Below are 24,608 nucleotides of genomic sequence, written 5' to 3'. Positions count from 1 at the left end.
CTGCGCCGGAGCGGGCAGGGCGGTCCCGCGGGGCGGCGCGCGCGAGCGACGGACGCGCGCCGATGGCAGGACGGGAGCGGCCGGTCCGCGGTACGGCCCTGGGGAGCTTCGCGTGAAAAGGGGTTGCCGGGGATGAGAGATTCGAGGAAGGTTCGTTCAGGTGCACCTTGAGCGAAGATCCTGTCGTGTCGCGCCCGCCGCTGCCGCCCTTCACCGCCGAGACCGCCGCCCGGAAAGCGCGGCTGGCGGAGGACGCCTGGAACAGCCGGGATCCCGCGCGCGTGGCTCAGGCCTACACGGTCGATAGCCGCTGGCGGAACCGGGCGGAGTTCTTCCAGGGGCGGGCGGCGATCGAGGCGTTTCTGCAACGCAAATGGCAGCGGGAGCTGGACTACCGCCTGATCAAGGAGGTCTGGGCGTTCACCGGGGACCGCATCGCGGTGCGCTTCGCCTATGAATGGCACGACGACAGCGGCAACTGGTACCGGTCCCATGGCAACGAGCAGTGGGAGTTCGATGCGCAGGGGCTGATGCGGCGGCGCGAGGCGAGCATCAATGACGTGCGGATCGCGGCGGAGGAGCGGAAGTTCCACTGGCCGCTCGGGCGGCGACCCGACGAGCATCCTGGGCTGAGCGAGCTCAGCTTGTGATGCGGAGCGAGCTCATGTCCAGCTCTCCAGACAAACCCGAGATCGCCACGGCCTACGATCGCTGGGCCGCGACGTACGATGACGATTTCAACCGGACCCGCGAGCTGGCGGCGGAGGTCCTCCGGCAACGCGGCCTGGCGCTGGCCGGCAGGGACGTTCTCGAGATCGGCTGCGGCACAGGGCGCAACACGCAGTGGCTCGACGAGCAGGCGAGGAGCGTCCTCGCGCTGGATTTCTCCGAGGGGATGTTGCGTCGCGCGAGGGCCCGCGTGTCTTCTCCCCGCGTCCGGTTCGTGCAGCACGACATCCGCGCTTCCTGGCCCCTCGAGGCGGGCTCGTCCGACGTCGTGATTGCCATGCTCGTGCTGGAGCATATCGAGGACATCGACGCGGTCTTCGCCGAGGCTGCCCGCGCCTTGCGCGCGGGAGGGGAGCTCTTCCTGTGCGAGCTGCACCCGGTGCGACAGATGCGCGGGGGCCAGGCCAATTTCGTCAACCCGGAGACGGGCCAGCCCGAGCGTGTGACCGCGTTCCTGCATGACGTGTCACAGTACGTGAACGGCGGCCTGGGGGCTGGGTTCGAGCTCGTTCACCTGGGCGAGTGGCGCGACGCGGAGGCCGCCAGGAGCGACCCGCCGCGGCTCCTGTCCGTGCAGCTCAGGCGCACGGCACGCCATCCGCCTGGGGCTTGAACAACGTCCTGATCGACGGTTCCTGTTCCTTACCACGCTCGGCATCGAGGCATGCTCTGCCGTGAGCCGTCGATCGGCGACCACCTGATGAAGCTCGAGACGAGACCCCGGAGCGCGCTGCAGCGATCGCCGTTCGGGTGACGTGGGTCGGGCCATCGGTCTAGGATGGTCTCCATGAAGCTCTCGTCACGCCGGCGTCGCCGCGTGCTCGCGTCCTCATTCGTCGTCACGGTGGCCGGCGGCGCAGCGGCTTGTGGCACGTCTCAGCCGCAGCCCGATCCGCCGGAGCTGATCGCCAACCCGCCGCGCCTGGAGCTCATGCAGACGTCTTCGTCTGGCGTGGGGGACGCGGCCACGTTCAGCGACGCCGGGACGACGGAGACGCAGGACGCGGCGGTGCCGGAGACGTCGCAGGACGCCGGGACGACGTCGGCGCAGGGCGAGGAGGAGCCGCTTCCGCAGCCCGCGCGGGGAGCGAAGGTGGTCCGGGGCCCTGACGGCACGTGCAGGCAGTTTCTCCCGAACACCTGCCCGCCGCCTCAGCCCTCTCGCGACGGAGGCCCTCCCGTGGTCGTCATGTGCAACCCGCCGCCGCCCCAGAGGGTCGTGTGCCCGCCGGAAGGCAGCCAGCCCTGAGCGCGGGGCTGCCCTCTGGAGCGGACGATACGACTCCCGTAGATCCCGTTCTGCTCGATCGCGCTCTGGCGCTCTACGGGCTCGATCCGGCGACCTGCCGGCACATCGGCGGCTTCGAGTGCCAGGTGTTCGAGGCGCGGCGGCGCGACGGTACTTTCGTCCTGAAGCTCGGGGATCCCGGGCGCAGGTCCCTGGACGCGGTCGAGGCGGAGTGCGAATGGCTGGAGTACCTGACGACGCAGGGCGTCCGCGCCGCCCCGGCGATCCGGGCCGCTGACGGCAGCTACGCGGCGTTGCTCGGCGAGCCCGGCCAGGCCGTCTGCGTGCGCGCGTACGCGAAGGCGCCAGGCGCTCCGCTCTCTTCCGACGATCTGACGCCGGACGTGGCGACCGCCTGGGGGCGGCTCCTGGGGCGACTTCACGCCGCGACGAAGGTGTATGTTCCGCCGTCGGCGAGGCGGCGTCATGCGTGGCATGAGGACGGCGACTTCACCAGGCCGCGGGAGCTCTTGCCGGCAGACGAGCGCGACCCGATCGGCGGCCGGCTGGAGCGTCTCGTCGCGGAGCTCCGGGCCTTGCCGACGGACCGCGACGCCTTCGGCCTGGTGCACACCGACGCCCACTTCGGGAACGTGCTCAAGGACGGCGGCGCGCTCACGCTGATCGATTTCGACGATTGCGCCTACGAGTGGTTCGCGAGCGATCTCGGGATCGTCCTCTTCTATGTCGCGATCGACCCGCTCGGCCCCGGGCGGCCGCCAGAGCTCCTCCGGATGTTCCGCGACAGGTTCCTGGACGGCTACGCCCGGGAGAACGCGCTCTCCGCGCGGTGGCTGGCCGAGATGGACCGGTTCATGAAGCTGCGCGAGCTCGTGCTGTACACGGCGATCCGCCGGGTCAGCCGGCGCGAGGCGCCGGACGCCTGGTGTCGCGCCTATCTGGAGCGCCACAAGCCGCGCATCCTCGGCGATCAGCCGGCGTGGCCGGAGCCTGGTTGAGAGCGCGTCGCTCAGCCGCCCTGTCGAGCTAACCCACCACCCGAGGGCGGCCGCGGCGCGAGCATCGGGTGCAGCTCGGCGATCCCGAGCCGCGCGCGCCCCGCGAACTCGTAGGCGTCGTCGGTCGCGGCGATGTGCTGCGTCGCCGCGTGGATGTCCCGGAAGCACCGCTGCAGCGGGCTCGCCGCGTAGAGCGCGCCCCCGCCGCCGGCCCGGTAGGCGAAGCCCGCGACCTCCGCGGCGACGTCGGTCACATACGTCTGGACGAGCCGGATCGCCGCCCAGTCCTCGATCGAGAGCGCCTCTCCAGCGCGCGCCTGGTCCCACATCCGCCCGAGCACGTCGAACGCATAGGCCCGCGCCGCCGCGAGCTTCGCCTCCGCGCGCCCGAGGTCCATGTGGAAGGCCGCGTGGCTGCCCAGCGCGAGCTGCGGCCAGGCTTTCACGCGGCGCGGGGCGACCGCGGCGATCTCGTCGAGCGCGCGCCGCCCGACGCCGAGCGCGAAGCCGACGTGACCGGCCGCGAGCAGGGCAAGCAACGGCAGCGAGTACAGCGCGCCGCCGCGCCGCTGAGGCGCCGCCGGGAAGGGGCACGTCCGCGCCTCGGGCACGAGCGCGCCCTCGATCCGGTAGTGGTCGCTCCCCGTGCCGCGCAGGCCGGCCACGTCCCACGTGTCCTCGATCACCACCTGCTCGCGCGGGACCGCGAGGCTGATCATCTCGGGCGGCCCCGCCGGAGGGGCCCCGCCCTCCGGGGCCACGATGGCGCAGGTGAACACCCACGACGCGTGCCGCACGCCGCTGCCGAAGGCCCAGCGGCCCTCGAGCACGTACCCCCCGGAGACGCGCCGCGCGAGGCCGGTCGGGATCTGGAGCCCTGCGAACGTCGGGAATGGCCCTGCGAACACCTGGCGGGCCCCCTCGTCCGGCAGGGTGCCCCCGGCGAGGGCGGCGAGCAGCGCGCTGATCATCAGCGACCACCCCGCCGACGTGTCCGCGCGCGCCATTGCCTCGAAGACCTCGACCTGCGTCAGCGGGTCGCTCTCGACGCCGCCGAGCGCGCGCGGCGCGGCCATCGCGAGCAGGCCGCTCGATTGCAGGGCGTCGACGACCGCGGGCGCGAGCGTGCGCAGCCGCTCGGACGCCTCGGCGTGGGCGGTGGCGACGCCGCGGACGCGCTCCACGGCGGCAAGGAGGCGTTCGCGCTCGGGGGATCGACGGGGCTCGGACATACGGGGCTCCTTCCTGGATCAGGTGCAGCGCGCCGGCCACCGGCCGCCCGCGCGCCCGATGATGACACTGACAACATGGGAAAGTTTCCACTGCCTACATTTTCTTCGCGTCCGCCCGCAGCTCCTGAGCTCGCGGCCCTGTGCATCCGCGATCCCGGGCCCCGCGGCTCGGTGGGACCGCGGCCTTCGTGGTATCGTGCGCCTGCGCTGTGGCTTCCCCCGCAAGGCGCCGCCGTCCGCGCGCGCGCACCTCACCCGCAACCGCGTCGCGCCCTTCACCTGCGCCCGCGCCGCGCCCTTCACCCGCGCCCGCGCCGCGCCCCGTCGACCGGCCCTACCACCACGGCGACCTCCGGCGCGCCGTGCTGGAGGAGGCGCTCTCGCTGATCGAGGAGCAAGGGAACGCGAGCTTCACGCTGCGCGAGGTCGCGCGGCGCATCGGCGTCTCGCACGCCGCGCCTTACCGGCACTTCGCGGACAAGCGCGCCCTGATGACCGAGCTCGCCGTCCAGGCGAGCGCGGCGCTCGGCGCGCGGATCTCGGCCGCCCTCGAGGGCGCCGGGGGCGACCTCCGGGCGCGGTTCCTGGCCGCCGGCTTCGCCTACGTCGCCTTCGCGCTGGAGCACCCCGCGCCCTTCCACGTGATGTACTCCGGCGAGGTGGACGTGGACGACCCGCGGGTCGCGGCGGCCACCTCGCAGAACCTGGGGGTGCTCCTCGGGTTCATCGAGGAGGCGCAGCGCGCCGGCGCGTTCCCGCCCGGCGATCCGTGGGCGCTCGCGGTCCCGATCTGGGCGATGCACCACGGCCTCGCGACCCTCGCGGCGTCGGGGGCCCTCTCCAAGGCCGGGCCGGCGGCGCTCCGGAACCTGGTCGACGACGCCCACGCGCGCCTGCTCGACGGGCTGCTCCTCGCCACGCCGGGGCCGTCGCGCGCCTGACGCCCGCGACGGATTTCCGTGCCCCTCCGCCCCGGCTACGCTTGCGCCCCTCATGCGTGCTACCGCCGCGCTCGCGCTGTCCGCCTTCCTCGTCGCCGTCCCGTGCTCGCCGGCCGCTGCCGCCGACCCGTCCCCCGAGCTCACGTACCGGCCCGAGATCGATCTGCCCATCACCGTCGTCGGCGGCGCCGCATGGATCGCGTCCGAGCTCGCGAAGAAGGGCCTCGCCCCCGAATCGTGCCGCTGGTGCACGGCCAACGCCCTCGACACGTCGGTCCGCGACGCGCTCGTCTGGAGAGGCAACCCGAACACCGCTCATGATCTGAGCAACGTGACGGTCCTCGGCGTCGCGCCCGCCGCAGCGCTGGGCCTCACGGCGCTCGCCGCGTGGTACGACGGCCGCTCCGACAACATCGCCGCGGATCTCGTGATCGTCACCGAAGCGATGGTGGTGGCGATGAACATGAACCAGATCACCAAGTACATCGCCGGCCGCCAGCGGCCGTATGCCCATCACGACAACCTGGATGTGCTCCGCGCGGGCGAGGGCACCTCGGGCGCCCTCCCGCACGACGACGATCTCTCGTTCTTCTCCGGCCACTCGACGGCCGTCTTCTCTCTCGCCGCCGCGAGCGGCACCGTGGCGTCGATGCGCGGCTATCGCGCGGCGCCGTGGGTATGGGCGAACGGAATGGCGATCGCCGCGCTCTCCGGCTACCTGCGCATCGCCGGCGATCGCCATTATTTCACCGATGTGCTCACGGGCGCCGTATTCGGCGCCGCCTCCGGCGTGCTGATCCCGGCTCTGTTTCATGCCCCGCGCCCGGGCGTTGCCAGCTCTGGCACCCGGAGTTTTCGCCTCTCGCTCGCGCCGGCGGGCGGCGGCGCGGGCGTGGGCATCGCCGGCGCCTTCTGAGCCGGATAGCGCGATTTCGGCCATCGGCAAGCGGCAAGCGCTGCTTTCGGACGGCGTAAGTAAGCAGTGTTGACAAACCGGGTGTTCATTTTTACAATACGCCTGTCAGCTAGGAATGCTGGTGCTCGGGCCGTCGTTGCTGGAGCGCCAGCTCATTACGTCGAATACGCCGTGCCGCCCTGGCGGACATGGCGACGGCGAGCTGCGGTCCCGCGATGGGCACGCGCGTTTTCGCGGGCCCGTTTCGGCGGGGTGCCGCCAGCTCGGCCCCATGAAGGAGTCGACGACATGCATGTCGTTCACCATGCGTCACACACCCGGTGGATCGCGGGAGGCCTCGCCGCCCCGCTCTTCGCCCTCCTCGCAGGTTGCAGCGATCAAGCGCTCGGGGCGCCCGTGCCGGCGCCCGGCGCCGAGCTGCAGCCTCGGTCCGCGCCCGGCGTGGGCCGAGAGCTATCCCAGGGGAGCGCCGGTCAGGGCGAGCCCACGCTTCGGCCCGCCGCGACGGCGGCCGCGCTGCTGGAGCGCGACGAGCTGCTCCGGGAGGCCGAGCGGCTCGCGGAGATCAGGGCGGTGCTCGCGCGATCGCCGGAGGCGCCGCTCGCCCTGCTCGACGAGCACCGGGCCGAGTTCCCGGAGGGGCGCCTCGCGGCCGAGCGGGAGATCGTCGCGATCGACGCGCTCTTGCGCAGCGGGCGCGCCGACCAGGCGCGCGTCCGCGCCGGGGATTTCCTCTCGAATTTCCCGGCGAGCCCCCACGCGGACCGGGTTCGCCGCCTGACCGGCGCCGCGCCATGAGACGATCTCGACACCGCCGCACGGCGCCGCCGTAGCGCCGGACGGGCATCGATGGAGGCTCGCGGCCGCAATGGCCGCTGAGCCTGGGCCCCCGCGCCCGCGGGGGCCTCAGCCCGCGGGCGCCGGCTCGGATTCCGGGGGCGCCATCCCGTCGACCACGACCGGATCGCTCTGCTCGACCAGGTGCGGCTTGCCCCACGTGTCGATGAAATGCCCCGATCGCTTCGCCTTGGTCTCCAGGTAGAAGCGGTTGTGATCGTTCGGCGGTATCACGTGCGGGATGCGCCCGGCCACGGAGACTCCGTATTGCGTCAGCTGCTGGACCTTGTTGGGGTTGTTCGTGATGAGCTCGATCGAACTCACGTTCAGGCTGCGCAGCATGTGCGCCGCGACCGCGTAGTCGCGCTCATCGTCCCTGAAGCCGAGCGCCAGGTTGGCCTCGACCGTGTCGAGCCCCTGGTCCTGCAGCGCGTAGGCCCGGATCTTGTTGATGAGCCCGATCCCGCGGCCCTCCTGGCGCAGATAGAGCAGGATGCCCCGATCCATGCTCTGGATCTTCTTCAACCCTTCGAGGAGCTGATCGCGGCAGTCGCAGCGCAGCGAGCCCATGACGTCGCCTGTGACGCACTCGGAGTGCAGCCGCGTCGGTACGTTCGAGGCGCCGACGACGTCGCCGTGCACCATCGCGATGTGCTCCTTGGCGTCTCGGTTGTTCCAGAACGCCACGATGCGGAAGTGGCCGGCGCGCGTCGGCAGCTCGGCGACGCCGACCACCCGCACGCAGACGTTCACGTGGCCAACCCCATCGCAGTCGTGCGCTCGATCGCGGGCGACGAGCTCCAGGAGCGCATTCATCGAGTCGGTCATGTCCTGCCTCCGCGAGGAGCCGCCTCGCGAGCCGATCCGTCGTGGGTAAAGGCGCGCACGTCTTACCAGAACACGACGGCCAGGCAACGCTCTGCAGCCGCGCGGGGCGGCCCCCCGCCGGAGGATGCCTGTCGACACGGCAGCACGGCGCGTTCGTCCCGCCGACACGGGCCTCGCGCGGCGCGGAGCCGTCTCCGTCATCACACGACCGGAGCGAGGCGGCGGGCTCAGCTATTCAGGCGTCATTCGGGCTGCCCTCGGTGGGCTGCGCCGGCCGCGGCCACCTCCGGCAGCGACCCTGACCGCCCCGCGCGAAGCACGCGCAGGATCAAGCGAGGATCCAGGAGCGCCTCCGGCCCGTCGAGCATGTGCAACGCGCGCACGAAGCGCACGTAGACCTCGCGATCGACCTGCGCGGCCCGGTGCAGCATCCCGGTGTACCAGCGCATGATCGGCTGGAGGAAGGGCCGCCGGCCCCTGGTCTCGGGGTAAGCGAGGTCTTCCCCCGTGGACATCCGCCACGGCAGGTCGACCGCCCTCGCCGCGGCCGCGTGGTAGCGGCGGGTGAGGCCCGCGATCGCGCCGCGCTCCGCGCGGCCGCGCTGCTCCTTGAGCGCGGCGTCGAGCGCCAGCGCCTGGAGGCAGGCCGACGTCATCCCCTGGCCGTAAACGGGGTTGAAGCTGGCGAGCGCGTCGCCCAGCACGGCGAGCCCCTCGGGCATCCGCGCCATCCGCTCGTAGTGCCGCCGGAGGTGCGCCGGGAACTTGGAGACCGCGACGTCCGTCACCGGCTCGGCCCCGAGCAGCGCCCGGTAGAGCGCGTCGTTGGGCAGGCCCCGGGCGAACTCCAGGAAGCCCTCGGGATCGGCGGGCGGGTGATCGCCGAACAGGCCCGCCAGCACCACGATCCAGCGCCCGCCCTCGATCGGCGCGATGCAGCCGAACCGCCGGCTGTCGGACGGCGAGCCGAGGACGTACAGCGATTTCCACGGGAGCTCTGCCGGATCCCGCGGCCGGTACTGCCGGCTGGCGTACCCCACCCGGACCTGGATTGTCGACTCGTCGGGCCGCCGGTAGCCGAGCGCCTCGAGCCACGCCGGCGCGCGCGAGCCGCGCCCGCTGGCGTCCACCACGAGCTCCGCCGGCAGCCGCTCGATCTGGCCGCCCTCGTCGCGTTGCCGGAGCACGACGCCCGTGATCCGGGAGCGATCGCGAGACGCCGAGAGCTCCACCACCTCGCGCTCGTCCAGGCGCCGCACTCTCGGCAGCGCGAACGCGCGGCGGCGCACGTGCGCCTCGAGCAGCGGACGGGTCATGCACACGGTCCGCACCCCCGTCTCGAAGCGCGGCTTCCAGGCGCCGTGGTGGTGCCACGCCAGGCCGAGCCCGAAGTCGTACGCGATGGCTCCGTCCTGGAGCAAATCCCCGGTGAAGCCGGGGAACAGGTCGTTCAGGATCCGCTCTCCCTGGGCGAGCAGCCCGTGGAGCTGGCGAGCCTGGGGTACCCCCTTGCGGGCCTCGCGGAGGTCATCCGGGATGGCGTCGCGCTCGACGACGGCCACCTCGCCGAAATGGTCGGCGAGCACGCGGGCTGCGACCAGGCCCGCGATGCTCCCACCGATCACCACCGCCCTGCGGCCGGCGAACGGGCGATTGGAGCGGATGTCCTCCTGGGTGCAGGGCTTCATGAAGCCGCCAGGATTGCAATCCTCGGGCCGCCCCTGAGGACTGCAAGGCCGGCGCAATGCTCGCTTCGTGATGAGGCGCTCAACCCGGGTTGCGCGCGCTGCGCACATCGCGCGCGACCCGCGCGACGTGCCAGCGCCCGACTGAGCAGCTGCGCAACTACGCAACTCCACGCGCTCCGTCGAGATGAAAGCGACCATCACTCCCGCGCTCTTCGTCGCCATCAAAGATGGCCCTCCGGCGCGACAGGCGCGGAGAGGCCGTATCGAGGCGCCGCCGCCCGCCGGCAGGTGGCCGCTCCGCGGCGGGTGTGAGAGAGAGCACCGCTCACGATCCGGTCCTCGCGTCTTCGTGAGAGACGCTCGACGTGCATTGCAATGCCGCGCGCCCGGAACCGCGCGACGTGAGCCGTCGTCCCGCGATGGGCGCCGGGCTACTTCTTGCGGCAGCCGCAGTCGGACGTCGGCGCTTGCGGCGCCGCAGGCCGCTGGCACGTGGTCACGAGGGTGCTCAGGACAGCGAGGAGGATCGCGACGCGGAGCCGCATGCAGGCGATCCTCCCCCGCGCGCCGGGCGGCGTCAATCCGGGGCGCTCAGCCGAGCGGCATCTCGAGCGACACCTCGTCGAGCCCCACGCCGAGGAAGCGGCGCGGGCGCACCGTGACCGCGATCAGCGCGCCGCCCTCGCCGCGGCCCGCCTTGACGGTGAGCTCGATGCTGGCGGGCGGCGCGCTCTCGAACAGCGCCCAGAGGGCACCCTCGACGACCGGCTGGACCTCCGCCGGGTCGCTGTCCGGGGGCAGCTTCGAGCAGAGCGCGCGCAGGAACTGGACGACGCGCGCGACGAAGAGCTGATCGACGAGCGAGACGCGCTCGAGGCGCTCGTCCGGCTCGGCCGTCGGGCTGTCGTACGTGAGCTTCTCCGGCGGGACGTAGGCCGTCGGCGCGGCGAGGACGTACACCGCGTCGCTGTTCGGGGCCGACGCGAGCAGCAGCACGCCGCTCTTCGAGAGCTCGCGCTGGGTGTCCGTGGACACGAACGCCTCGGTCGGGATCGCGACGCCCTCGTCGCCCTCGTACGCGCCCTTCACCTCGTGCACCGGCAGGTCCCCGAGCGTGCCGCCGCCCTTCGCGCCCGTGACGCGGCAGGGCCACGCCGTCTCGCGGAAGCTCCCTGTGATCAGCGCGCCGACGACGTACGCCGGCGAGATCCAGACGCGGCCGCCCTCATCGCCGGGCTGCTCGGCGATCGCCGCTTCCCGGATCCGGGAGGTCGTCCGATCGTACGGCATCCGGCCGAGCACGCGGTTCATCGCGATCGCGACCCACCGCGCGCCATGCCGCGCTGCAGCGGAGCGCCACGGCGCGCGGTGCGGCGCCCGGAACAGCGCGGCCTTGTTGTCGAGCCGCTCGACGCCGCCGAGATCGTCGACCCCGAGCAGGCGTGCGTCGCCGTTCACCACGGCGGGGAGCGCGTGCGCCTCGGCGACGCGCGCGATCTCCTCGAGCCGCGCGAGCGACGCGGCGCTGCCGTCGATCGCGACGTCCACGATGGCGACCGACGCCGGCGGCTCGGAGCTCGCCGTCTGCGCGAGCACCCGCGCGAGCGCGCTGGCCGCCTCGTCCGGGCGCGCGCTGACGACGTCGAACCGGACGCCCTCGGCCGCCTTCGCGCGCTCCACGAGCAGGCTCAGCCCGCGCCACGCCTCCTCGAGGCGCCGCACCTCGGGGTGCTGCAGGATCGCGCCGAGCTGCGCGCCGATCGCGCGCTCGATCTGCGCGATCGCCTCCGCCGGCCGAGCGGGCTGGCCCGCGCGCGGGCGGGCGCTCGCCGCCACGGTCGCGATGAGCTCCGAGAACCGCCCTGCCTCCGCCGGCTTCTGATCGAGGCTGCCCGGCGTCGCGGGTGGGGGCGCCTCCTCGGCGCCGTCGCTCCCGCCGAGGTCGACCATCGAGAGCAGCGCGTCCACGTCCGAGCCGGGCGCGGGCGCGGGCGCGGGCGCCGCGGGCCGCTCCGCGGCGGGCGCGGAGCGGTCGGGCGAGGCGTCCCGGCGCTCCGGGAGGAGGCCCAGGATGTCGCGCACCAGCGGGGAGCCGCCCCAGAGCCGCTCGAGCTCGGCGCGCGTCTGGTCGAGCGTGGCCGAGCCGTCGCGCAGCCGATCCAGGACCCGGCGGCCGTCGAGCAGCGAGCGCAGCAGCGGCACCTCGGCGCACAGCGCGTCGGGCCGGAAGCTCTTCAGCTCGGCGGGCGCCAGGTCGACGCGCACCGCCCGGCCCGCGGCGAGCACGCTCGGCACCTCGATCGCGAGCCGTGGCCGGAGCATCGTGAAGAGGTTATCGAAGCGGCTCGCGTCGACGCGGATCGCGCCCGCGGGCGGGCTCGCGCCGGCGTTGTGCGGATCGCGCGGGGTGAGATCGGCGACGACGAGCACGCGCAGCGGGAGCAGCGGCCCCCGCTCCACGGCGTCCCCGTCCTCGCCCACGTGGAACCTGAACTCGTCGCCCAGAACGCCCTTTTCCGTCATGGCCAGCGCAGCATAGGCGTCACCTATCGGCGCGAGAAGCGCTAAGCTCCGCGCGCATGAAGACGGAAGGCGGTCCGCCCTTGAACTTGAACCCTGAACCTCACGCCGCCAGCGATCGCAGGCGCCTCCGCGGGGGCGCCCCGATCCAGATCGGGCTCCTCGGCTGCGGGACGGTCGGCGGCGGCGTCCTGCGCCTCCTGGCCGAGAACTCCGGTTACCTGGCGGAGCGCGCGGGCGTCCCCCTCGTCGTGAAGCGCGTGGTCGTGCGCGACCTCGAGAAGGAGCGCGTCGCCGCCCTGGATCGCGGCCTGCTCACCACGAACCCCGAGGAGGTCGTCGACGACCCCTCGATCGACGTCGTCGTCGAGGTGATGGGCGGCGAGACGCCCGCGCGCGCGCTGATCGAGCGCGCCATCGACCGCGGCAAGGGCGTGGTCACCGCGAACAAGCTGCTGCTCGCCGCCCACGGCCCCGCGCTCCTCGCGCGGGCCTCGGCGCGCCAGGTCGACCTCGCGTTCGAGGGGGCGGTCGGCGGCGGCATCCCGATCATCCGGACGCTCCGGGACGCGTTCGCGAGCGACTGGGTCGAGCGCGTCACCGCGATCCTGAACGGGACCTGCAACTACATCCTCACGCGCATGCGCGACACGGGCGCGTCGTTCGACGCCGCGCTGCGCGAGGCGCAGGCGCTCGGCTACGCCGAGGCCGACCCGTCGCTCGACGTCGACGGCCATGACGCCGCGCACAAGCTGATCGTGCTGGCGATGCTCGCCTTCGGGGCGCAGGTCGACAGCGCCGACGTGCACACCTCCGGGATCCGGAGCATCGAGGAGGCCGATCACCGCTACGCCGATCGGTTCGGCTACACCATCAAGCACCTGGCGATCGGCCGCGATCTCGGCGATTCCATCGAGCTGCGCGTGCACCCCACGCTGATCCCGAAGCAGAGCGTGCTCGCCAACGTCTCCGGCGTGCTCAACGCCGTGCTGCTCGAGGGGCGCGCCGTCGGCCCGTCGCTCGTCTACGGCCGCGGCGCCGGCGACCTGCCGACGGCGGTCAGCGTCGTCTCCGACATCCTCGACGTCGCGCGCTCGATCGCGTCGGGCGTCGCGGGCATGCAGGGCCGAGGCATGTCGATCAAGCCCCGCGCGGTCCGCCCGCTGGGCGAGATCGTCTCCCGGTACTACCTGCGCTTCGCGGTCGAGGACCGGCCCGGCGTCATGGGGCGCCTCGCCGGCGCGCTCGGTGACGCGGGCGTCAGCATCGAGCAGATCGTGCAGCAGGGGCCGACGAACCCGGGCTCGGGCGCGGCGCCCGGTGGCGGGGCGGCCGCTCGCCAGCCCGCGGTGGACGTCGTGCTCATCACGCACGACGCGCGGGAGGGGCTCGTGCGGAACGCGCTCGACGCGATCGCGCGGGAGCAGTTCCTCCGCGAGCCGGTGCACCTGTTCCGCATCGAGGAGCCGTGACGTCCCACAGCGACGCGCCGCTCGGCGTGTTCGACTCGGGCCTCGGCGGCCTCACGGTCGTGCGCGCGCTGCGCAGGCGCTGCCCGGCGGAGGACATCGTCTACCTGGGCGACACGGCGCGGGTCCCGTACGGCACGCGGTCGCCGGAGACGGTGGTCCGCTACGCGCTCGGCTGCGCGCGCGTGCTCATCGGCCGCGGCGTCAAGGCGATCGTTGTCGCGTGCAACACGGTGAGCGCCGTCGCGATCGACATGCTCCGGGTCGAGCTGGATCTGCCCGTCCTCGGGGTCATCCTGCCCGGCGCCCGCGCCGCCGTCGCCGCGTCGCGCGGCGCGACGATCGGCGTGCTCGGGACGGCCGGGACCATCGCGTCCGGCGCCTATCCCCGCGCCGTGGCGTCGCTCAGCACCCGCACCGAGGTCGCCGGCCAGGCGGCCCCGCTGCTCGTCTCGCTGGCGGAGGAGGGATGGCTCGAGGGCGAGGTCCCGCGGCTCGTCGCGCGGCGGTACCTGGAGCCGCTCATCGGCGCGGGCGCCCGCTCGATCGTGCTCGGGTGCACGCACTTCCCGCTCCTCCGCGCCGCGATCGAGGCCGAGACGGCATCGCTCGCCGGCGGCCTCCTCCCGATCGTGGACAGCGCCTCGGCGACCGCCGAGGAAGTGGCCTCGTTCCTCGCGGAGCGGGGGCTCGCGACCTCCCGGAGCACGCCGGGCGGCCTCTCGCTCCTCGTCACGGATCTACCGAAGAGCTTCGCCACCGTGGCGGCCAGGTTCCTCGGGGAGCCGGTCGTCGCGGACGGCGCCGTCCGCTCCTCGACCCAGGCTGGCGCCGCTGTCCGCTCTCCGACCCAGGTTGGCGAAGACGCCGCTGGCCATTCTTCCCCTTTTTCCGCCCAAGGCGTCGACGTGGAGCAGATCGACCTGTAATACGCAGCAAGCTTCGCCCGGGGCTCCGGGCGCGGAGGAGGTTTTCCACACGATGACGCAGCTCAGGTGGCTTTCGGCCGGCGAGTCGCACGGGCCGGAGCTCGTGGCGACCGTCGAGGGTATTCCGGCGGGCATGCCGCTCCTCGCGGAGGACATCGACGAGGATCTGGCGCGTCGCCAGCGCGGCTATGGGCGCGGCGGGCGGATGAAGATCGAGACCGATCGCGTCCGCCTCGTCGCCGGCGTGCGCGGCGGCGAGACGCTCGGCGGCCCCATCGCCATGGTGATCGAGAACCGCGATCACGCGAGCTGGGCCGGGCGGATGGGCCCCGAGCCGTTCCCCGAGCCGCCCGAGGCGCTGACCCGCCCGCGCCCTGGCCACGCGGATCTGGCCGGCGGCCTGAAGTACGCCCGGCGGGACCTGCGCGACGTGCTCGAGCGGGCGAGCGCGCGCGAGACCGCGGCGCGGGTCGCGGTGGGCGGCGTTTGCCGCAAGCTCCTCCGGTCCGTCGGCGTCGAGGTCTTCGCCCATGTCCTGTCGATCGGCCCGGTGGCGTCGCCGACCTCCGCCGCCTCGGGCGGGGGTGAGCTCCCGCTCACCGAGCTCCGGGAGCGCGCCCGCGCCTCGGATCTCGCGTGCGTCGACGCCGTTGCCGCGCAGGCGATGCGCGACGCCATTCGCGAGGCCGCGCACCGGGGCGACACGCTCGGCGGCGTCTTCGAGGTGATCGCCACGGGCCTGCCGCCCGGGCTCGGGAGCCACGTGCAGTGGGACCGCAAGCTCGACGGACGGCTCGCGCAGGCGCTGATGAGCATCCAGGCGATCAAGGGCGTCGAGATCGGCATCGGCTTCGAGGCCGCGCGCATCTCGGGCTCCGAGGTGCACGACCCCATCGCCTACGATCAGGGGGCGCACGCGTTCACCCGCCCGTCGAACCGCGCCGGCGGCCTCGAGGGCGGCATCACGAACGGCATGCCGCTCATCTGCCGCGCCGCCATGAAGCCGATCGCGACGCTCAAGCGCGCGCTCCCGTCGGTCGACGTGCGCACCAAGGAGCAGTTCGACGCCGCCTTCGAGCGCAGCGACGTCTGCGCCGTCGCGGCCGCCTCGGTCGTCGGCGAGGCGATGGTGGCGATCACGCTCGCCGCCGCCCTGCTCGAGAAATTCGGCGGCGACAGCCTCACGGAGCTCTCGCGCAACGTCGACAGCTACCTCCAGCAGGTCCGCTCTTACTGAAGGCCATGGAATTCCTTTCCGACGCACCTCCGCTCCTGCTCACCGGCTTCATGGGGGCAGGCAAGTCCACCGTGGGCCGCATCGCCGCCGCGCGCACGGGGCTCCCGTTCCTCGATCTCGACGACGCCATCGTCGAGGAGGCCGGCGAGAGCGTCCCGTCGCTCTTCGCGAAGCGCGGCGAGGCTGGCTTCCGCGCGCTGGAGGCGGCGACCCTGCGCCGGCTCCTGGCGGCGCGCGGCCCGCGCATCATCGCCCTCGGCGGCGGCGCCCTGGTCGATCCCGCGCTCCGCGCCGAGGCGCTCGAGCGCGGCTGCGTCGTCGCGCTCACCGCCACCCCGCGCACGATCGCCGCGCGCACGCCGAACGGCAACCGCCCGCTCCTCGACGGCGCGCCGGATCGCGAGGCGCGCATCCGGGAGCTCCTGGCCGCGCGCGCCCCCGTCTATGCCGAGGCCCACGCGCGCGTCGTGACCGACGGCGTCTCCCCCGCGGACGTCGCGGCGCGGGTCCTCCGCGCCTACGCGGATCGCCCGCTCTTCGTGCCGCTCAGCGACAAGAGCTACGCGGTGCGCATCGCCTCCGACGGGGCGGCGTCCACGGCGGACGCCATCGCCGCGCTGGCGCCGACGTCCGTCTTCGTCGTCACGGACGAGAACGTGAGCCGCCTCTGGGGCGCGCCGCTGCTCGGCGCGCTCGCGGCGCAGGGGACGCCGGCCGCGGCCGTCACGGTGCTCAAGCCCGGCGAGGAGCACAAGCGGCTCGCGGCCGTCGAGGCGGCGCTGACGGCGATGATCGACGGCGGCGCCGATCGCGGCGCGGTGGTGCTCGCGCACGGCGGGGGTGTGGTGACCGACATCGGCGGCTTCGCCGCGTCCACGCTGCTGCGGGGCGTCCGCTGGGTCGCGGCGCCGACCACGCTCCTCTCGATGGTCGACGCCTCGGTCGGCGGCAAGACCGGGGTCGACCTCGGGCCCGCGAAGAACGCCGTCGGGACGTTCCACCAGCCGTCCGCGGTCGTCGCGAGCCCGGCGGCGCTCGCGACCGAGACCGACCGCGCTTACCGGAGCGGGCTCGCGGAGGTGGTGAAATCGGCCTGCATCGGCGATCCGGAGCTGCTCACGCTGCTCGAGCGCGAGGCCGACCGCGTCCTCGCGCGCGACCCCGGCCTGCTCGCCGAGATCATCCGCCGCTCGATCGCCGTGAAGGCGGCCATCGTCGCCCGCGATGAGCGCGAGTCGGGCGACCGCGCCCTCCTGAACCTCGGTCACACGCTGGGGCACGCCCTAGAGGCCGAGGGGGGGTTCGTCCGGCTGGCGCACGGCGAGGCGGTGGCGCTCGGCATGGTGGCCATATTCCGCGTCGGATGCGCGCTCGGCGTGACCGACCGCGCGGCGGCCGACCGGGCGACCCGCCTGCTCGCGCGGCTCGGTCTGCCCACCCGGATCGAGGACGAGCCGGTCTCCGCCGCGCTGCGCTTCCTGTCGCTCGACAAGAAGCGCCGGGGCTCGTCGGTCCGGACGGTGCTGATGCGGGACATCGGCAGCACGTTCGTGGAGCCGATGCCGCTCGATCGCCTCGCCTCGCTCCTCGAGCGCGCGGCCGCCGGCGCGACCTGATCCTCGGACGCCGCGCGATGCGCCTGAGACAGCCCTGCTCCGGGCGAAGCCCCTGCGTCGGCGCCGGACGCCCTCCTCGCTGAGCGCTACCGGCGCAGACGGCGCTTGCGCTGTCGGTGAATAAAATCGATGTGTTGCCAACGTTCTTCGGAAAAAAATTCCGGCACACCGCCCGCATCGTCCGCTCCGCGCTATCTTTCCCGGCGCCGATGGTGACCGCGACGAAGAAGAGAATCCTGGTGGTGGAAGACGAGCAGGACACGGCGGCGATGATCGCCCGGTTCCTCGGCGACGAGTTCGACACCGTGGTCGCGACGAACGGGGTCGATGGGCTCGCGCTGGCCCAGCAAGAGCCGCTGCCCGATCTGGTGATCGTGGACATCATGATGCCGAAGCTCGACGGCGTGAGCATGACGAAGCGGCTCCGCGAGCACGAGCCGATGCGCCGGGTGCCCATCATCTTCCTGACCGCCAAGTCAGATCCGATGGACGTCATCGCCGGCATCCAGGCGGGCGCACGCCATTACATCACGAAGCCCTTCGTGCTCGACGATCTCAAGAAAAAGGTCCGCAAAGCCGTCTACGGCCGCTAGAGCGGCGGTCACTCGCTTCGGATACGGGCCCACCTCGACGTTTTCGGTGCTCAGCGCACAGGAGTGCGCTTGCGCGCCGAAAACGTCGATCTGGGCCCGTCTCCTGTGCGAGAGACCGCCGCTCTGCCCCGGCGGACAGCGGGGCCGGGGGAAACGGCAGCAGGGGGCGGGGGGGACCGCAGCAGGGGGAGGGACTGGCTGGGGGTTCGCGGTGGGGGCCGCGCTGGTCAATGAGTCGAATGGCGAAGAGGTTGAGAGAAGGGGAGAATGCCGACTGGCGATCTTGGTATCTCCGAGGTCTCTCGCTTCGAGCAGGTCCGTTTCTCGCGTGCTGCTTGGTGCCGTAGGGGAGGAATCGCGGCGGTTTCTGATGCCGTCACGCGCCGGCACCGCGGGGCGCTCGCCTTGTGTTCTTTGAGGGTTCTTCGGAGAGCCCGTATCTCCGCTGGGGCTCGGCGCCGGTCGTGCGCGGCGCTGGCAGGAGGTGGCCGCGTCAGCTGCCGGCGCGGTGCGGGACGCTGCAGGCCCTGAACGCCTTCTCGAACAGCTCGAGCGAGCGGGAAATGCTCGAATGCACCCGGCGGATCTCCTCGGCGGAGGTGGTCGCGAGCTTCACGATCTCGAGCGCCTCGCGCGGGTGGGCATCATCGTAGTTCGCATGCGCGGCGAGCCACGTCAGCGACTTGCTCCCCTCGCCATAGAGCTTCGTAAAGCCCGGCAGCACCACGCGAGAACACTCGCCGATGACCCCCTCGATCGCATAGTTCACCGCGCCGACCGCCTCCGCGAGGGAGCCGCGGTAGGACACCGACCAGAGCCACTCGAAGAGCGACGCGATCTCCGGGCTCGGGCGGTGGCTCGTGATGTCCGAGGTGCTGTGCCCGTGCCACGCGGCCCAGTCGAGGTACCAGCGCACGTGCAGCGCCTCGACCCGGATGTTGCCGATGAGCCAGTCGCGCACCAGGGAGTCGCGCGGCGTCTGGCCATAGGTCGTCTTGGCGAGGCTGAGCCCCATGTACTTCGGGAACGCCTCGACCACGCAGAAGAACTCACGGAGGAGCCCCTTCCACATCTCCTGATCGACCGGCGCCGTCATCGTCTGCGCGATCGGCGGCGTGTAGACCGCGGCCTTCCACTGGTCGGCCAGAGATTCGAGCATGTCCTCGACCCAGACCGGGTGCGGCGTCGCCTGAAGGCTGTCCTTGACTTCCTTATGCCGCTGCGAGCGAGGTGACAGCATGAAATTACCTGTTGGGTTGCTGGGTCAATCCGCCTCGTGGCTGCCCGCCGGCCTCTACCCCACCGAACCCCCGAAGGCTGACCGGTCAGCGGCCGTCAGGAGACAATCCGCACAGCAGGCACGATGCTGACCCCGAGCACGAAGGACGAGAGGGGCAGCGCGAGGACCTCACCATGGGAGGCTTCGTGTACATGTGTCCTGCCTGCATCCAGTCTGGATCAAGGTGAAGGAGCAAGTCAATAGACAAACGAGGGCGCCGCCGCAACGACAAGAGGGCCGATCTCGCTCAGGTCGCTCACCATACGACCTCGGAGAGGCACTCCGTCGCGCCGCGGAACCGGCACCGCTGGTGGGTTACTTTGGGGGTGGATGCACCGCACAGGAGGAGCGCCTGCTCGACCCAGCCGCAGACGCCTTCTCCGCAGTTCATCGCGGAGGGCCCCTCGTCGTCCCCGGTCGGGCCTGTGATGGTCAGCACCCACTCCCGCGGCTTCACCATGCGCGGGAAGACCTTCCCGGCGTCGAAGTAGCGCGACCAGAACATTCCAGTCCGGGCGACGATCGTGTCGGGCATGGCGATCGAGAGCGCGAACTTCAACACCGTATTGAGGTCGCGATCCGCGACGTAGCGGGCAAACCGCTTGAGCTCAGCGGTTTGGTCGCTCGCAGTGCGCGCGTGCGTTCGCAAGGCGCGGTTCCAGACGCCGATCGGATACCAGCTGCTCGCGAGCAGCGGCTGAGAGAGTACGTCCCGGTCTGACTTGGGCAGCGACGTCACCAGGCGCTCCCATGAACCGGCGTCGCGGGTCGTCGTGACGAACGACCGGAGGTTGACCAGCAACGTTCCTTTGCATCTACCGGCGGGGATCGAGGTCTTGGTCTTCGTCTCGTGCGTCTTCATCGCGGCGAACCTACGGCGGGAAGGCCCCGGCGAAGCTGAGCCCGATCGGGGGGGCGGCGCACGTACCCTCGGGCGGGAAACCCTGCCCGGGAGCACATCGTCGGGGCAACTCCAGGAGTCGTGGTTGTACCTCGCAGGGGAGCGTGAGTCGGGCTCGATGGCAAGAGATGATTACGTGGGAGCAGCCGTACGACACGAGCCGACGTGGCCCCGCGCAAGATCACGCCGGTTGTCCAGCTCTCCTTTCGACCCGAGACGCCAGACCCCCGGCGACCGCCGCAGACGTCAGCGCGCGCAATGGTGTGATGCGCATTACGTGATTTCGTGCGGCGCTCGTCGCTCGTCGGTCGTCGCGCCCGTCGACGGGCGCTCGTCGCGGTGACGGGGGCTCGCAGCGGCGACGGGCGCTCGCGGCGGGGGCTGCGCGTCGCCCGCGGAGGTGGTGCGCCAGGCAGTTGCCGTCCTCCGCGAACCTCGGTACCCCTACGCCCATGAGCGAACCCACCACGGGCCGGCCCGCCGCCGGCCACGCGGAGCCCGAGCTGCCGCACATCGACGTCGCCGAGCGGGGGGCGCCGCGCGACGGCCGGCCGCAGGTCATCGACGGCCGGCTGTTCATGCAGCTGCTCGTGTTCCGTTGCCCCGGCGACGCCGATCCGGCGGAGCTGACCCGCGCAGCCGGCCAGGCGCTCGCGTCGCAGCGCGTCGGCGCGGTCGTCTACGAGGACATCAACGATCCGCGCGGGATCGCCGTGCTCACGTGGGCGGAGGACCCCGCCGTCTTCGTCCAGACCGTCCGCCCGGCGCTCAACCGCAGCGAGCTCCGGGCCCTGGAGCTTCGCCCCGATTTCACCATGCTGGGGCGCACGTACTCGACCGGCTACGAGCAGGAGCTCGACTTCTGGCTGCTCCGGCGCCCGGCGGAGACCGTCTTGAACCCCGCCTGGCCGTGGGCGGTGTGGTATCCGCTGCGCCGCAGCGGCGCGTTCTCCAAGCTCGAGGGGCGCGAGCAAGGGAGCATCCTGCGCGAGCACGGCACCATCGGCAGGGCCTACGGCGCCCAGGACCTCGCCCACGACATCCGCCTCGCGTGCCACGGCCTCGACGCCCGCGACAACGAGTTCGTGATCGGGCTCGTCGGCAAGGAGCTCCACCCGCTCTCCCACATCGTGCAGACGATGCGGAAGACCCGCCAGACCTCGGAGTTCATCAGCCAGATGGGCCCGTTCTTCGTGGGCCGCGCCGCCTTCCGCAGCCCGGGCGGCTGACGGGGCCGCTCCCCCTCAGCCGATGCCGGCGAGGCCCGAGAACGCCAGGGCCAGGGCGTCGAGCCGCACCGCGGCGCGGGCCTCGGCGTCGCCCAGCGGCTCGTCCGCGGCGACCTCCTCGCGCACGTCGAAGTAGAACTTGATCTTCGGCTCCGTCCCGCTCGGGCGGGCGATGAGCCGGCTCCCGTCGTCGAGCTCGTACACGAGCACGTTGCTCGGAGGCAGCACGAGCGGCTCGACGAGGCCGTCGCTCGTGGTGCGCGTGCGCGCCTCGAAATCGCGCCACGCCACCACAGGGACGCCGCCGATCGCGGCAGGCGGCCTCTTCCTCAGCGCGTCCATGATCGCCGCGATCTTCTCGAGGCCGTCGACGCCGCGCAGGGTGTAAGAGCGCTGCCCGCTCATGTAGAGGCCGTACTTGCGGGTGATCGCCTGGAGCTCGTCGAGCAGGGTCCTGCCCTCGGCCTTGCGCACCGCCGCGAGCTCGGCGACCAGCGCCGCGGCGCTGATGCCGTCCTTGTCGCGCACGACCGGGCCGACGGTGTAGCCGAGCGCCTCCTCGAAGCCGAACACGAAGCGGGCCCCGGTCGAGCGCTCGATGTCCATCGCCCGGTTGGCGATCCACTTGAACCCGGTCAGGGTCTCCTCGTAGTGAACCCCGAGCGCCGCGGCGATGACGCCGAGCATCGGGGTCGAGACGCAGGAGGCCAGCACGAGCCGGCGCTCGTCCGCGCCCTGCGCGCGCCCCTCGGTGAGCAGGTAATGGCCGAGGAGCACGCCGACCTGGTTGCCCGTGAGCTGCACGTACTCGCCGTCAGGGCGCCTCACCGCCACGGCGAGCCGGTCGACGTCGGGATCGTTGGCGAGGACGAGGTCGGCGCCCTCCCGCTTCGCGAGGGCGAACGCCAGGTCCATGGCGCCCTTCTCCTCGGGGTTCGGGAACGCGACCGTGGGGAACGCGCCGTCCGGCTCGGCCTGCTCGGGCACGCTCGCCACGCGCGTGAAGCCGGCTTCGCCGAGCGCCTGGCGGACCAGGCGATTGCCGACGCCGTGAAGCGGCGTGTAGACGATGCAGAGGTCGCGATCCCCGTCGCTCCGCACCGCGAGGCCGCGGATCGCGCCGAGGTAGCTCCGCTCCAGCTCCTCGGGGAAGTCGCGCACCAGCCCGAGCCTCCTCGCCTCGTCGAGGGGCATGCGGGGGACCTCATCCGCCGGCGGCGAGGCGTCGATCGCCGTCGCGATGCTGGTGTCGTGGGGTGGGATGATCTGCGCGCCGTTGTCCCAGTACACCTTGAAGCCGTTGTACTCGGGCGGGTTGTGGCTCGCCGTCACCATCACGCCCGCGGCCGCGCCGAGGTGGCCGACCGCGAACGCCGCGACGGGCGTGGGGCAGGGGACGGGCGAGAGGTGGCTCGGGATGCCCGCGGCGGCGAGGGCGCAGGCGGTGTCCTCCGCGAACTCTCGGCTCATCCGGCGGCCGTCGTAGCCGATGACGACGCCCGCGCTCCGCGCCTTGTCGCCGATCGCTTCGAGGAGGTGACGGGCGAGCCCCGCGGTCGTGCGGAGGATGACGGCGCGGTTCATCCGGCTCTCGCCGGCGCCGAGGACGCCGCGGATGCCCGCGGTGCCGAACTCCAGCGGGCCGGCGAAGCGCTCGGCGAGCTCGGCGCGGACGCCGTCCTCGCCCGCCCTGGCCGCGTCGATGAGCCGGCGCAGCTCGCTCTGGGTCTCCGGATCGGGGTCGTGGGCAAGCCAGCGTTCGGCGGGCTCGAGGACGAAGTCGTGGCTCACGCCTGATATTTAGTTCATGCCGGCCGTGGTTTGCACCACGAGCGCGCGATTCGGCGCGGCGGCGGCGCGGGCGGCGACCGCCGCGCTGTAACCCGCTCGGCCCGGCGCCCGCCCGGCCCGGCGCCGACGTAGCCGGCGGCTCCCGGCCCGCTCAGTCCGCTCGGCCGAGCGTCAGCCCACCTTCTTGCCGGCGGCGAGCGCCTCGGCGAAGCGCGTGTCGTACTGCCCGCCGCGGAAATCGCCGTCCTGCAGGATCTGGCGGAGGAATGCGAGGTTGGTCGCGGCGGGCCCGGCCGGACCGGTGAGCTCGATCGTCGTCTCGGCGAGCGCCCGGTCGAGGCGAGCGATCGCCTCGTCGCGCGTCGGGCCGTGGGCGACGATCTTGGCGAGCAGCGGGTCGTAGAACGGCGTCACCTCGAGCCCCTCGGCGACGCCGGTCTCGATCCGCAGGTCGCCGCCGGCGGCCGGCCAGCGGAGCGCGGTGATGCGACCGGGCTGGGGGGCGAACTTCTTCGCCGGATCCTCCGCGTAGAGGCGCGCCTCGACGGCGTGGCCGCGGCAGGTGTGGCCCCGGACCTCCGGCGCGAGCGGCTCGCCCGACGCGATGCGGATCTGGTGCTCGACAAGGTCGAGCCCGGTGCACATCTCCGTGACGCAGTGCTCGACCTGGAGCCGCGCGTTGACCTCCAGGAAGAAGAGCTCGCCGCTCTCCGCCGCGACGAACTCGACGGTACCCGCGCCGACGTAGCCGGCGGCCGTCACGACCCGGAGGGCGCTGTCGTGGAGCTCCTTCCGGCGGAGCTCGCCCGCCGCTCCCTGGAAGAACGCGGCCGGCGACGGGGTCTCCTCGACGATCTTCTGGTGCCGGCGCTGCGCGCTGCACTCGCGCTCGCCGAGCGCGACGGCGCCGCCCTGCCCGTCGCAGAGCACCTGCACCTCGATGTGGCGCGGGCGCTCGATGTACCGCTCCATGTACACGCGCGGATCCCCGAACGCCGCGCGGCCGCGGTCGGAGCACGCGGTGAGGGCGCGCGACAGCTTGCCTGGATCGGTGACGACCTGCATGCCGATGCCGCCGCCGCCGCCCGCGGCCTTGACGAGCAGCGGAAAGCCGATGCTCTCGGCGGCGCGCTGGGCGGCCTCGACGTCGGCGGGGTCGACCGGACCGCCCGTGCCCGGCGGCGGGAACACGCCGGCCCCGCGCGCGTGATCCCGCGCGAGGATCTTGTCGCCGAAGGCGTGGAGCACCGCGGGCGGCGGGCCGATGAACGTGACGCCGGCCTCGATGACGGCCTCGGCGAAGGCCTGGTTCTCGCTGAGCAGGCCGTACCCCGGGTGGATGCCGTCGGCGCCCGTCGCGCGGGCCGCCTCGACGATCGCATGGATGACCAGGTAGCTGTCCCGGACCGGCGGCGGCCCGATGCGCACCGCCTCGTCGGCCATCGCGACGTGCGGCGCGCTCGCGTCCGCGTCGGAGTACACGGCGACCGTCGCGATCCCGAGCCGTTTGCAGGTCCGGAGGACGCGGCAGGCGATCTCTCCACGGTTGGCGACGAGGATCTTCTTCAACACGGCCGACAGCTACGCCCCCGCGCGGCGGCGCGTCAAGACGCCCGCTGCAGGCGG

21 protein-coding genes are annotated in these 24,608 nt (G+C 72.7%); 13 read left to right on the top strand and 8 right to left on the bottom strand.

Annotated features, from left to right (window positions below):
• Positions 1–167: 167 nt before the first annotated feature.
• The 4 genes from WMF11_RS27530 (at position 168) to WMF11_RS27515 (ending at position 2,976) form a co-directional block, all read left to right on the top strand.
• Positions 168–650 (top strand): DUF1348 family protein, encoded by a 483-nt coding sequence (locus WMF11_RS27530; RefSeq protein WP_437902261.1) that lies wholly within the window; start codon positions 168–170, stop codon positions 648–650.
• 14 nt (positions 651–664) lie between these two features.
• Entirely contained in the window at positions 665–1,342 is a 678-nt protein-coding gene (locus tag WMF11_RS27525) for a class I SAM-dependent methyltransferase (protein ID WP_437972814.1), read from the top strand.
• Between the two features lie 174 nt (positions 1,343–1,516).
• The gene (locus WMF11_RS27520) at positions 1,517–1,978 is read left to right on the top strand and encodes a hypothetical protein (protein WP_437902259.1); all 462 of its coding nucleotides are present in this window, start codon (positions 1,517–1,519) and stop codon (positions 1,976–1,978) included.
• Positions 1,951–2,976, top strand: coding sequence for a phosphotransferase enzyme family protein (locus WMF11_RS27515; RefSeq protein ID WP_437902258.1), 1,026 nt, complete (start codon positions 1,951–1,953; stop codon positions 2,974–2,976). The genes WMF11_RS27520 and WMF11_RS27515 overlap by 28 nt, the downstream gene beginning before the upstream one ends.
• Before the next feature lie 11 nt (positions 2,977–2,987).
• On the opposite strand, the gene WMF11_RS27510 is transcribed toward WMF11_RS27515, so the two are convergent.
• On the bottom strand, positions 2,988–4,208 hold the full coding sequence (locus WMF11_RS27510; RefSeq protein WP_437902257.1) for an acyl-CoA dehydrogenase family protein: 1,221 nt from the start codon (positions 4,206–4,208) through the stop codon (positions 2,988–2,990).
• A 362-nt stretch (positions 4,209–4,570) separates the two neighbouring features.
• Here WMF11_RS27510 and WMF11_RS27505 point away from each other — a divergent pair, with 362 nt between their 5' ends.
• The 3 genes from WMF11_RS27505 (at position 4,571) to WMF11_RS27495 (ending at position 6,863) form a co-directional block, all read left to right on the top strand.
• Positions 4,571–5,149, top strand: coding sequence for a TetR/AcrR family transcriptional regulator (locus WMF11_RS27505; RefSeq protein ID WP_437707404.1), 579 nt, complete (start codon positions 4,571–4,573; stop codon positions 5,147–5,149).
• A gap of 52 nt (positions 5,150–5,201) precedes the next feature.
• Positions 5,202–6,065 carry a phosphatase PAP2 family protein gene (locus tag WMF11_RS27500; protein ID WP_437902256.1) on the top strand — a complete coding sequence of 288 codons (864 nt, stop codon included), beginning with the start codon at positions 5,202–5,204 and terminating at the stop codon, positions 6,063–6,065.
• Between the two features lie 288 nt (positions 6,066–6,353).
• Positions 6,354–6,863 (top strand): hypothetical protein, encoded by a 510-nt coding sequence (locus WMF11_RS27495; protein ID WP_437902255.1) that lies wholly within the window; start codon positions 6,354–6,356, stop codon positions 6,861–6,863.
• A gap of 108 nt (positions 6,864–6,971) precedes the next feature.
• Here WMF11_RS27495 and ribA read toward each other — a convergent pair whose 3' ends face one another.
• From ribA to WMF11_RS27480, 3 genes are all read right to left on the bottom strand, one after another.
• On the bottom strand, positions 6,972–7,730 hold the full coding sequence (gene ribA / locus WMF11_RS27490; RefSeq protein ID WP_437902254.1) for a GTP cyclohydrolase II: 759 nt from the start codon (positions 7,728–7,730) through the stop codon (positions 6,972–6,974).
• A 242-nt stretch (positions 7,731–7,972) separates the two neighbouring features.
• The gene (locus WMF11_RS27485) at positions 7,973–9,418 is read right to left on the bottom strand and encodes an NAD(P)/FAD-dependent oxidoreductase (RefSeq protein WP_437902253.1); all 1,446 of its coding nucleotides are present in this window, start codon (positions 9,416–9,418) and stop codon (positions 7,973–7,975) included.
• A 591-nt stretch (positions 9,419–10,009) separates the two neighbouring features.
• Entirely contained in the window at positions 10,010–11,941 is a 1,932-nt protein-coding gene (locus WMF11_RS27480) for a type VI secretion system contractile sheath domain-containing protein (protein ID WP_437972813.1), read from the bottom strand.
• Positions 11,942–11,997: 56 nt separating this feature from the next.
• Here WMF11_RS27480 and WMF11_RS27475 point away from each other — a divergent pair, with 56 nt between their 5' ends.
• From WMF11_RS27475 to WMF11_RS27455, 5 genes are all read left to right on the top strand, one after another.
• A complete protein-coding gene (locus tag WMF11_RS27475) occupies positions 11,998–13,410 on the top strand; it encodes a homoserine dehydrogenase (protein WP_437972812.1) in 1,413 nt (470 codons plus the stop codon).
• Positions 13,407–14,336, top strand: coding sequence for a glutamate racemase (murI, locus tag WMF11_RS27470; protein WP_437972811.1), 930 nt, complete (start codon positions 13,407–13,409; stop codon positions 14,334–14,336). The genes WMF11_RS27475 and murI overlap by 4 nt, the downstream gene beginning before the upstream one ends.
• A gap of 52 nt (positions 14,337–14,388) precedes the next feature.
• Positions 14,389–15,573: a chorismate synthase gene (gene aroC, locus WMF11_RS27465; RefSeq protein ID WP_012237475.1), complete on the top strand. Its 1,185-nt coding sequence runs from the start codon at positions 14,389–14,391 to the stop codon at positions 15,571–15,573.
• A gap of 5 nt (positions 15,574–15,578) precedes the next feature.
• A complete protein-coding gene (gene aroB, locus WMF11_RS27460; RefSeq protein WP_437902249.1) occupies positions 15,579–17,189 on the top strand; it encodes a 3-dehydroquinate synthase in 1,611 nt (536 codons plus the stop codon).
• A 209-nt stretch (positions 17,190–17,398) separates the two neighbouring features.
• Positions 17,399–17,782: a response regulator transcription factor gene (locus WMF11_RS27455; protein WP_437707394.1), complete on the top strand. Its 384-nt coding sequence runs from the start codon at positions 17,399–17,401 to the stop codon at positions 17,780–17,782.
• A gap of 493 nt (positions 17,783–18,275) precedes the next feature.
• Here WMF11_RS27455 and WMF11_RS27450 read toward each other — a convergent pair whose 3' ends face one another.
• Both WMF11_RS27450 and WMF11_RS27445 read right to left on the bottom strand, forming a co-directional pair.
• The gene (locus WMF11_RS27450) at positions 18,276–19,022 is read right to left on the bottom strand and encodes a TenA family transcriptional regulator (protein WP_437972810.1); all 747 of its coding nucleotides are present in this window, start codon (positions 19,020–19,022) and stop codon (positions 18,276–18,278) included.
• Between the two features lie 295 nt (positions 19,023–19,317).
• The gene (locus tag WMF11_RS27445) at positions 19,318–19,923 is read right to left on the bottom strand and encodes a hypothetical protein (protein ID WP_437541087.1); all 606 of its coding nucleotides are present in this window, start codon (positions 19,921–19,923) and stop codon (positions 19,318–19,320) included.
• 491 nt (positions 19,924–20,414) lie between these two features.
• Between WMF11_RS27445 and WMF11_RS27440 the strand changes: the two genes are divergently transcribed.
• Complete coding sequence (locus WMF11_RS27440) at positions 20,415–21,191, top strand: chlorite dismutase family protein (RefSeq protein WP_437902247.1); 777 nt, start codon at positions 20,415–20,417, stop codon at positions 21,189–21,191.
• A gap of 15 nt (positions 21,192–21,206) precedes the next feature.
• Here WMF11_RS27440 and WMF11_RS27435 read toward each other — a convergent pair whose 3' ends face one another.
• Together WMF11_RS27435 and WMF11_RS27430 are read right to left on the bottom strand one after the other, a co-directional pair.
• Positions 21,207–22,982 carry a phospho-sugar mutase gene (locus tag WMF11_RS27435; protein WP_437541083.1) on the bottom strand — a complete coding sequence of 592 codons (1,776 nt, stop codon included), beginning with the start codon at positions 22,980–22,982 and terminating at the stop codon, positions 21,207–21,209.
• 171 nt (positions 22,983–23,153) lie between these two features.
• A complete protein-coding gene (locus tag WMF11_RS27430) occupies positions 23,154–24,554 on the bottom strand; it encodes an acetyl-CoA carboxylase biotin carboxylase subunit (RefSeq protein ID WP_437972809.1) in 1,401 nt (466 codons plus the stop codon).
• Positions 24,555–24,608 lie beyond the last annotated feature (54 nt).

The sequence above is a fragment of the Sorangium sp. So ce295 genome, from assembly GCF_051527405.1.
Lineage (GTDB): Bacteria > Myxococcota_A > Polyangia > Polyangiales > Polyangiaceae > Sorangium > Sorangium cellulosum_B.
This window is presented reverse-complemented; position numbering and strand designations above follow the sequence as displayed.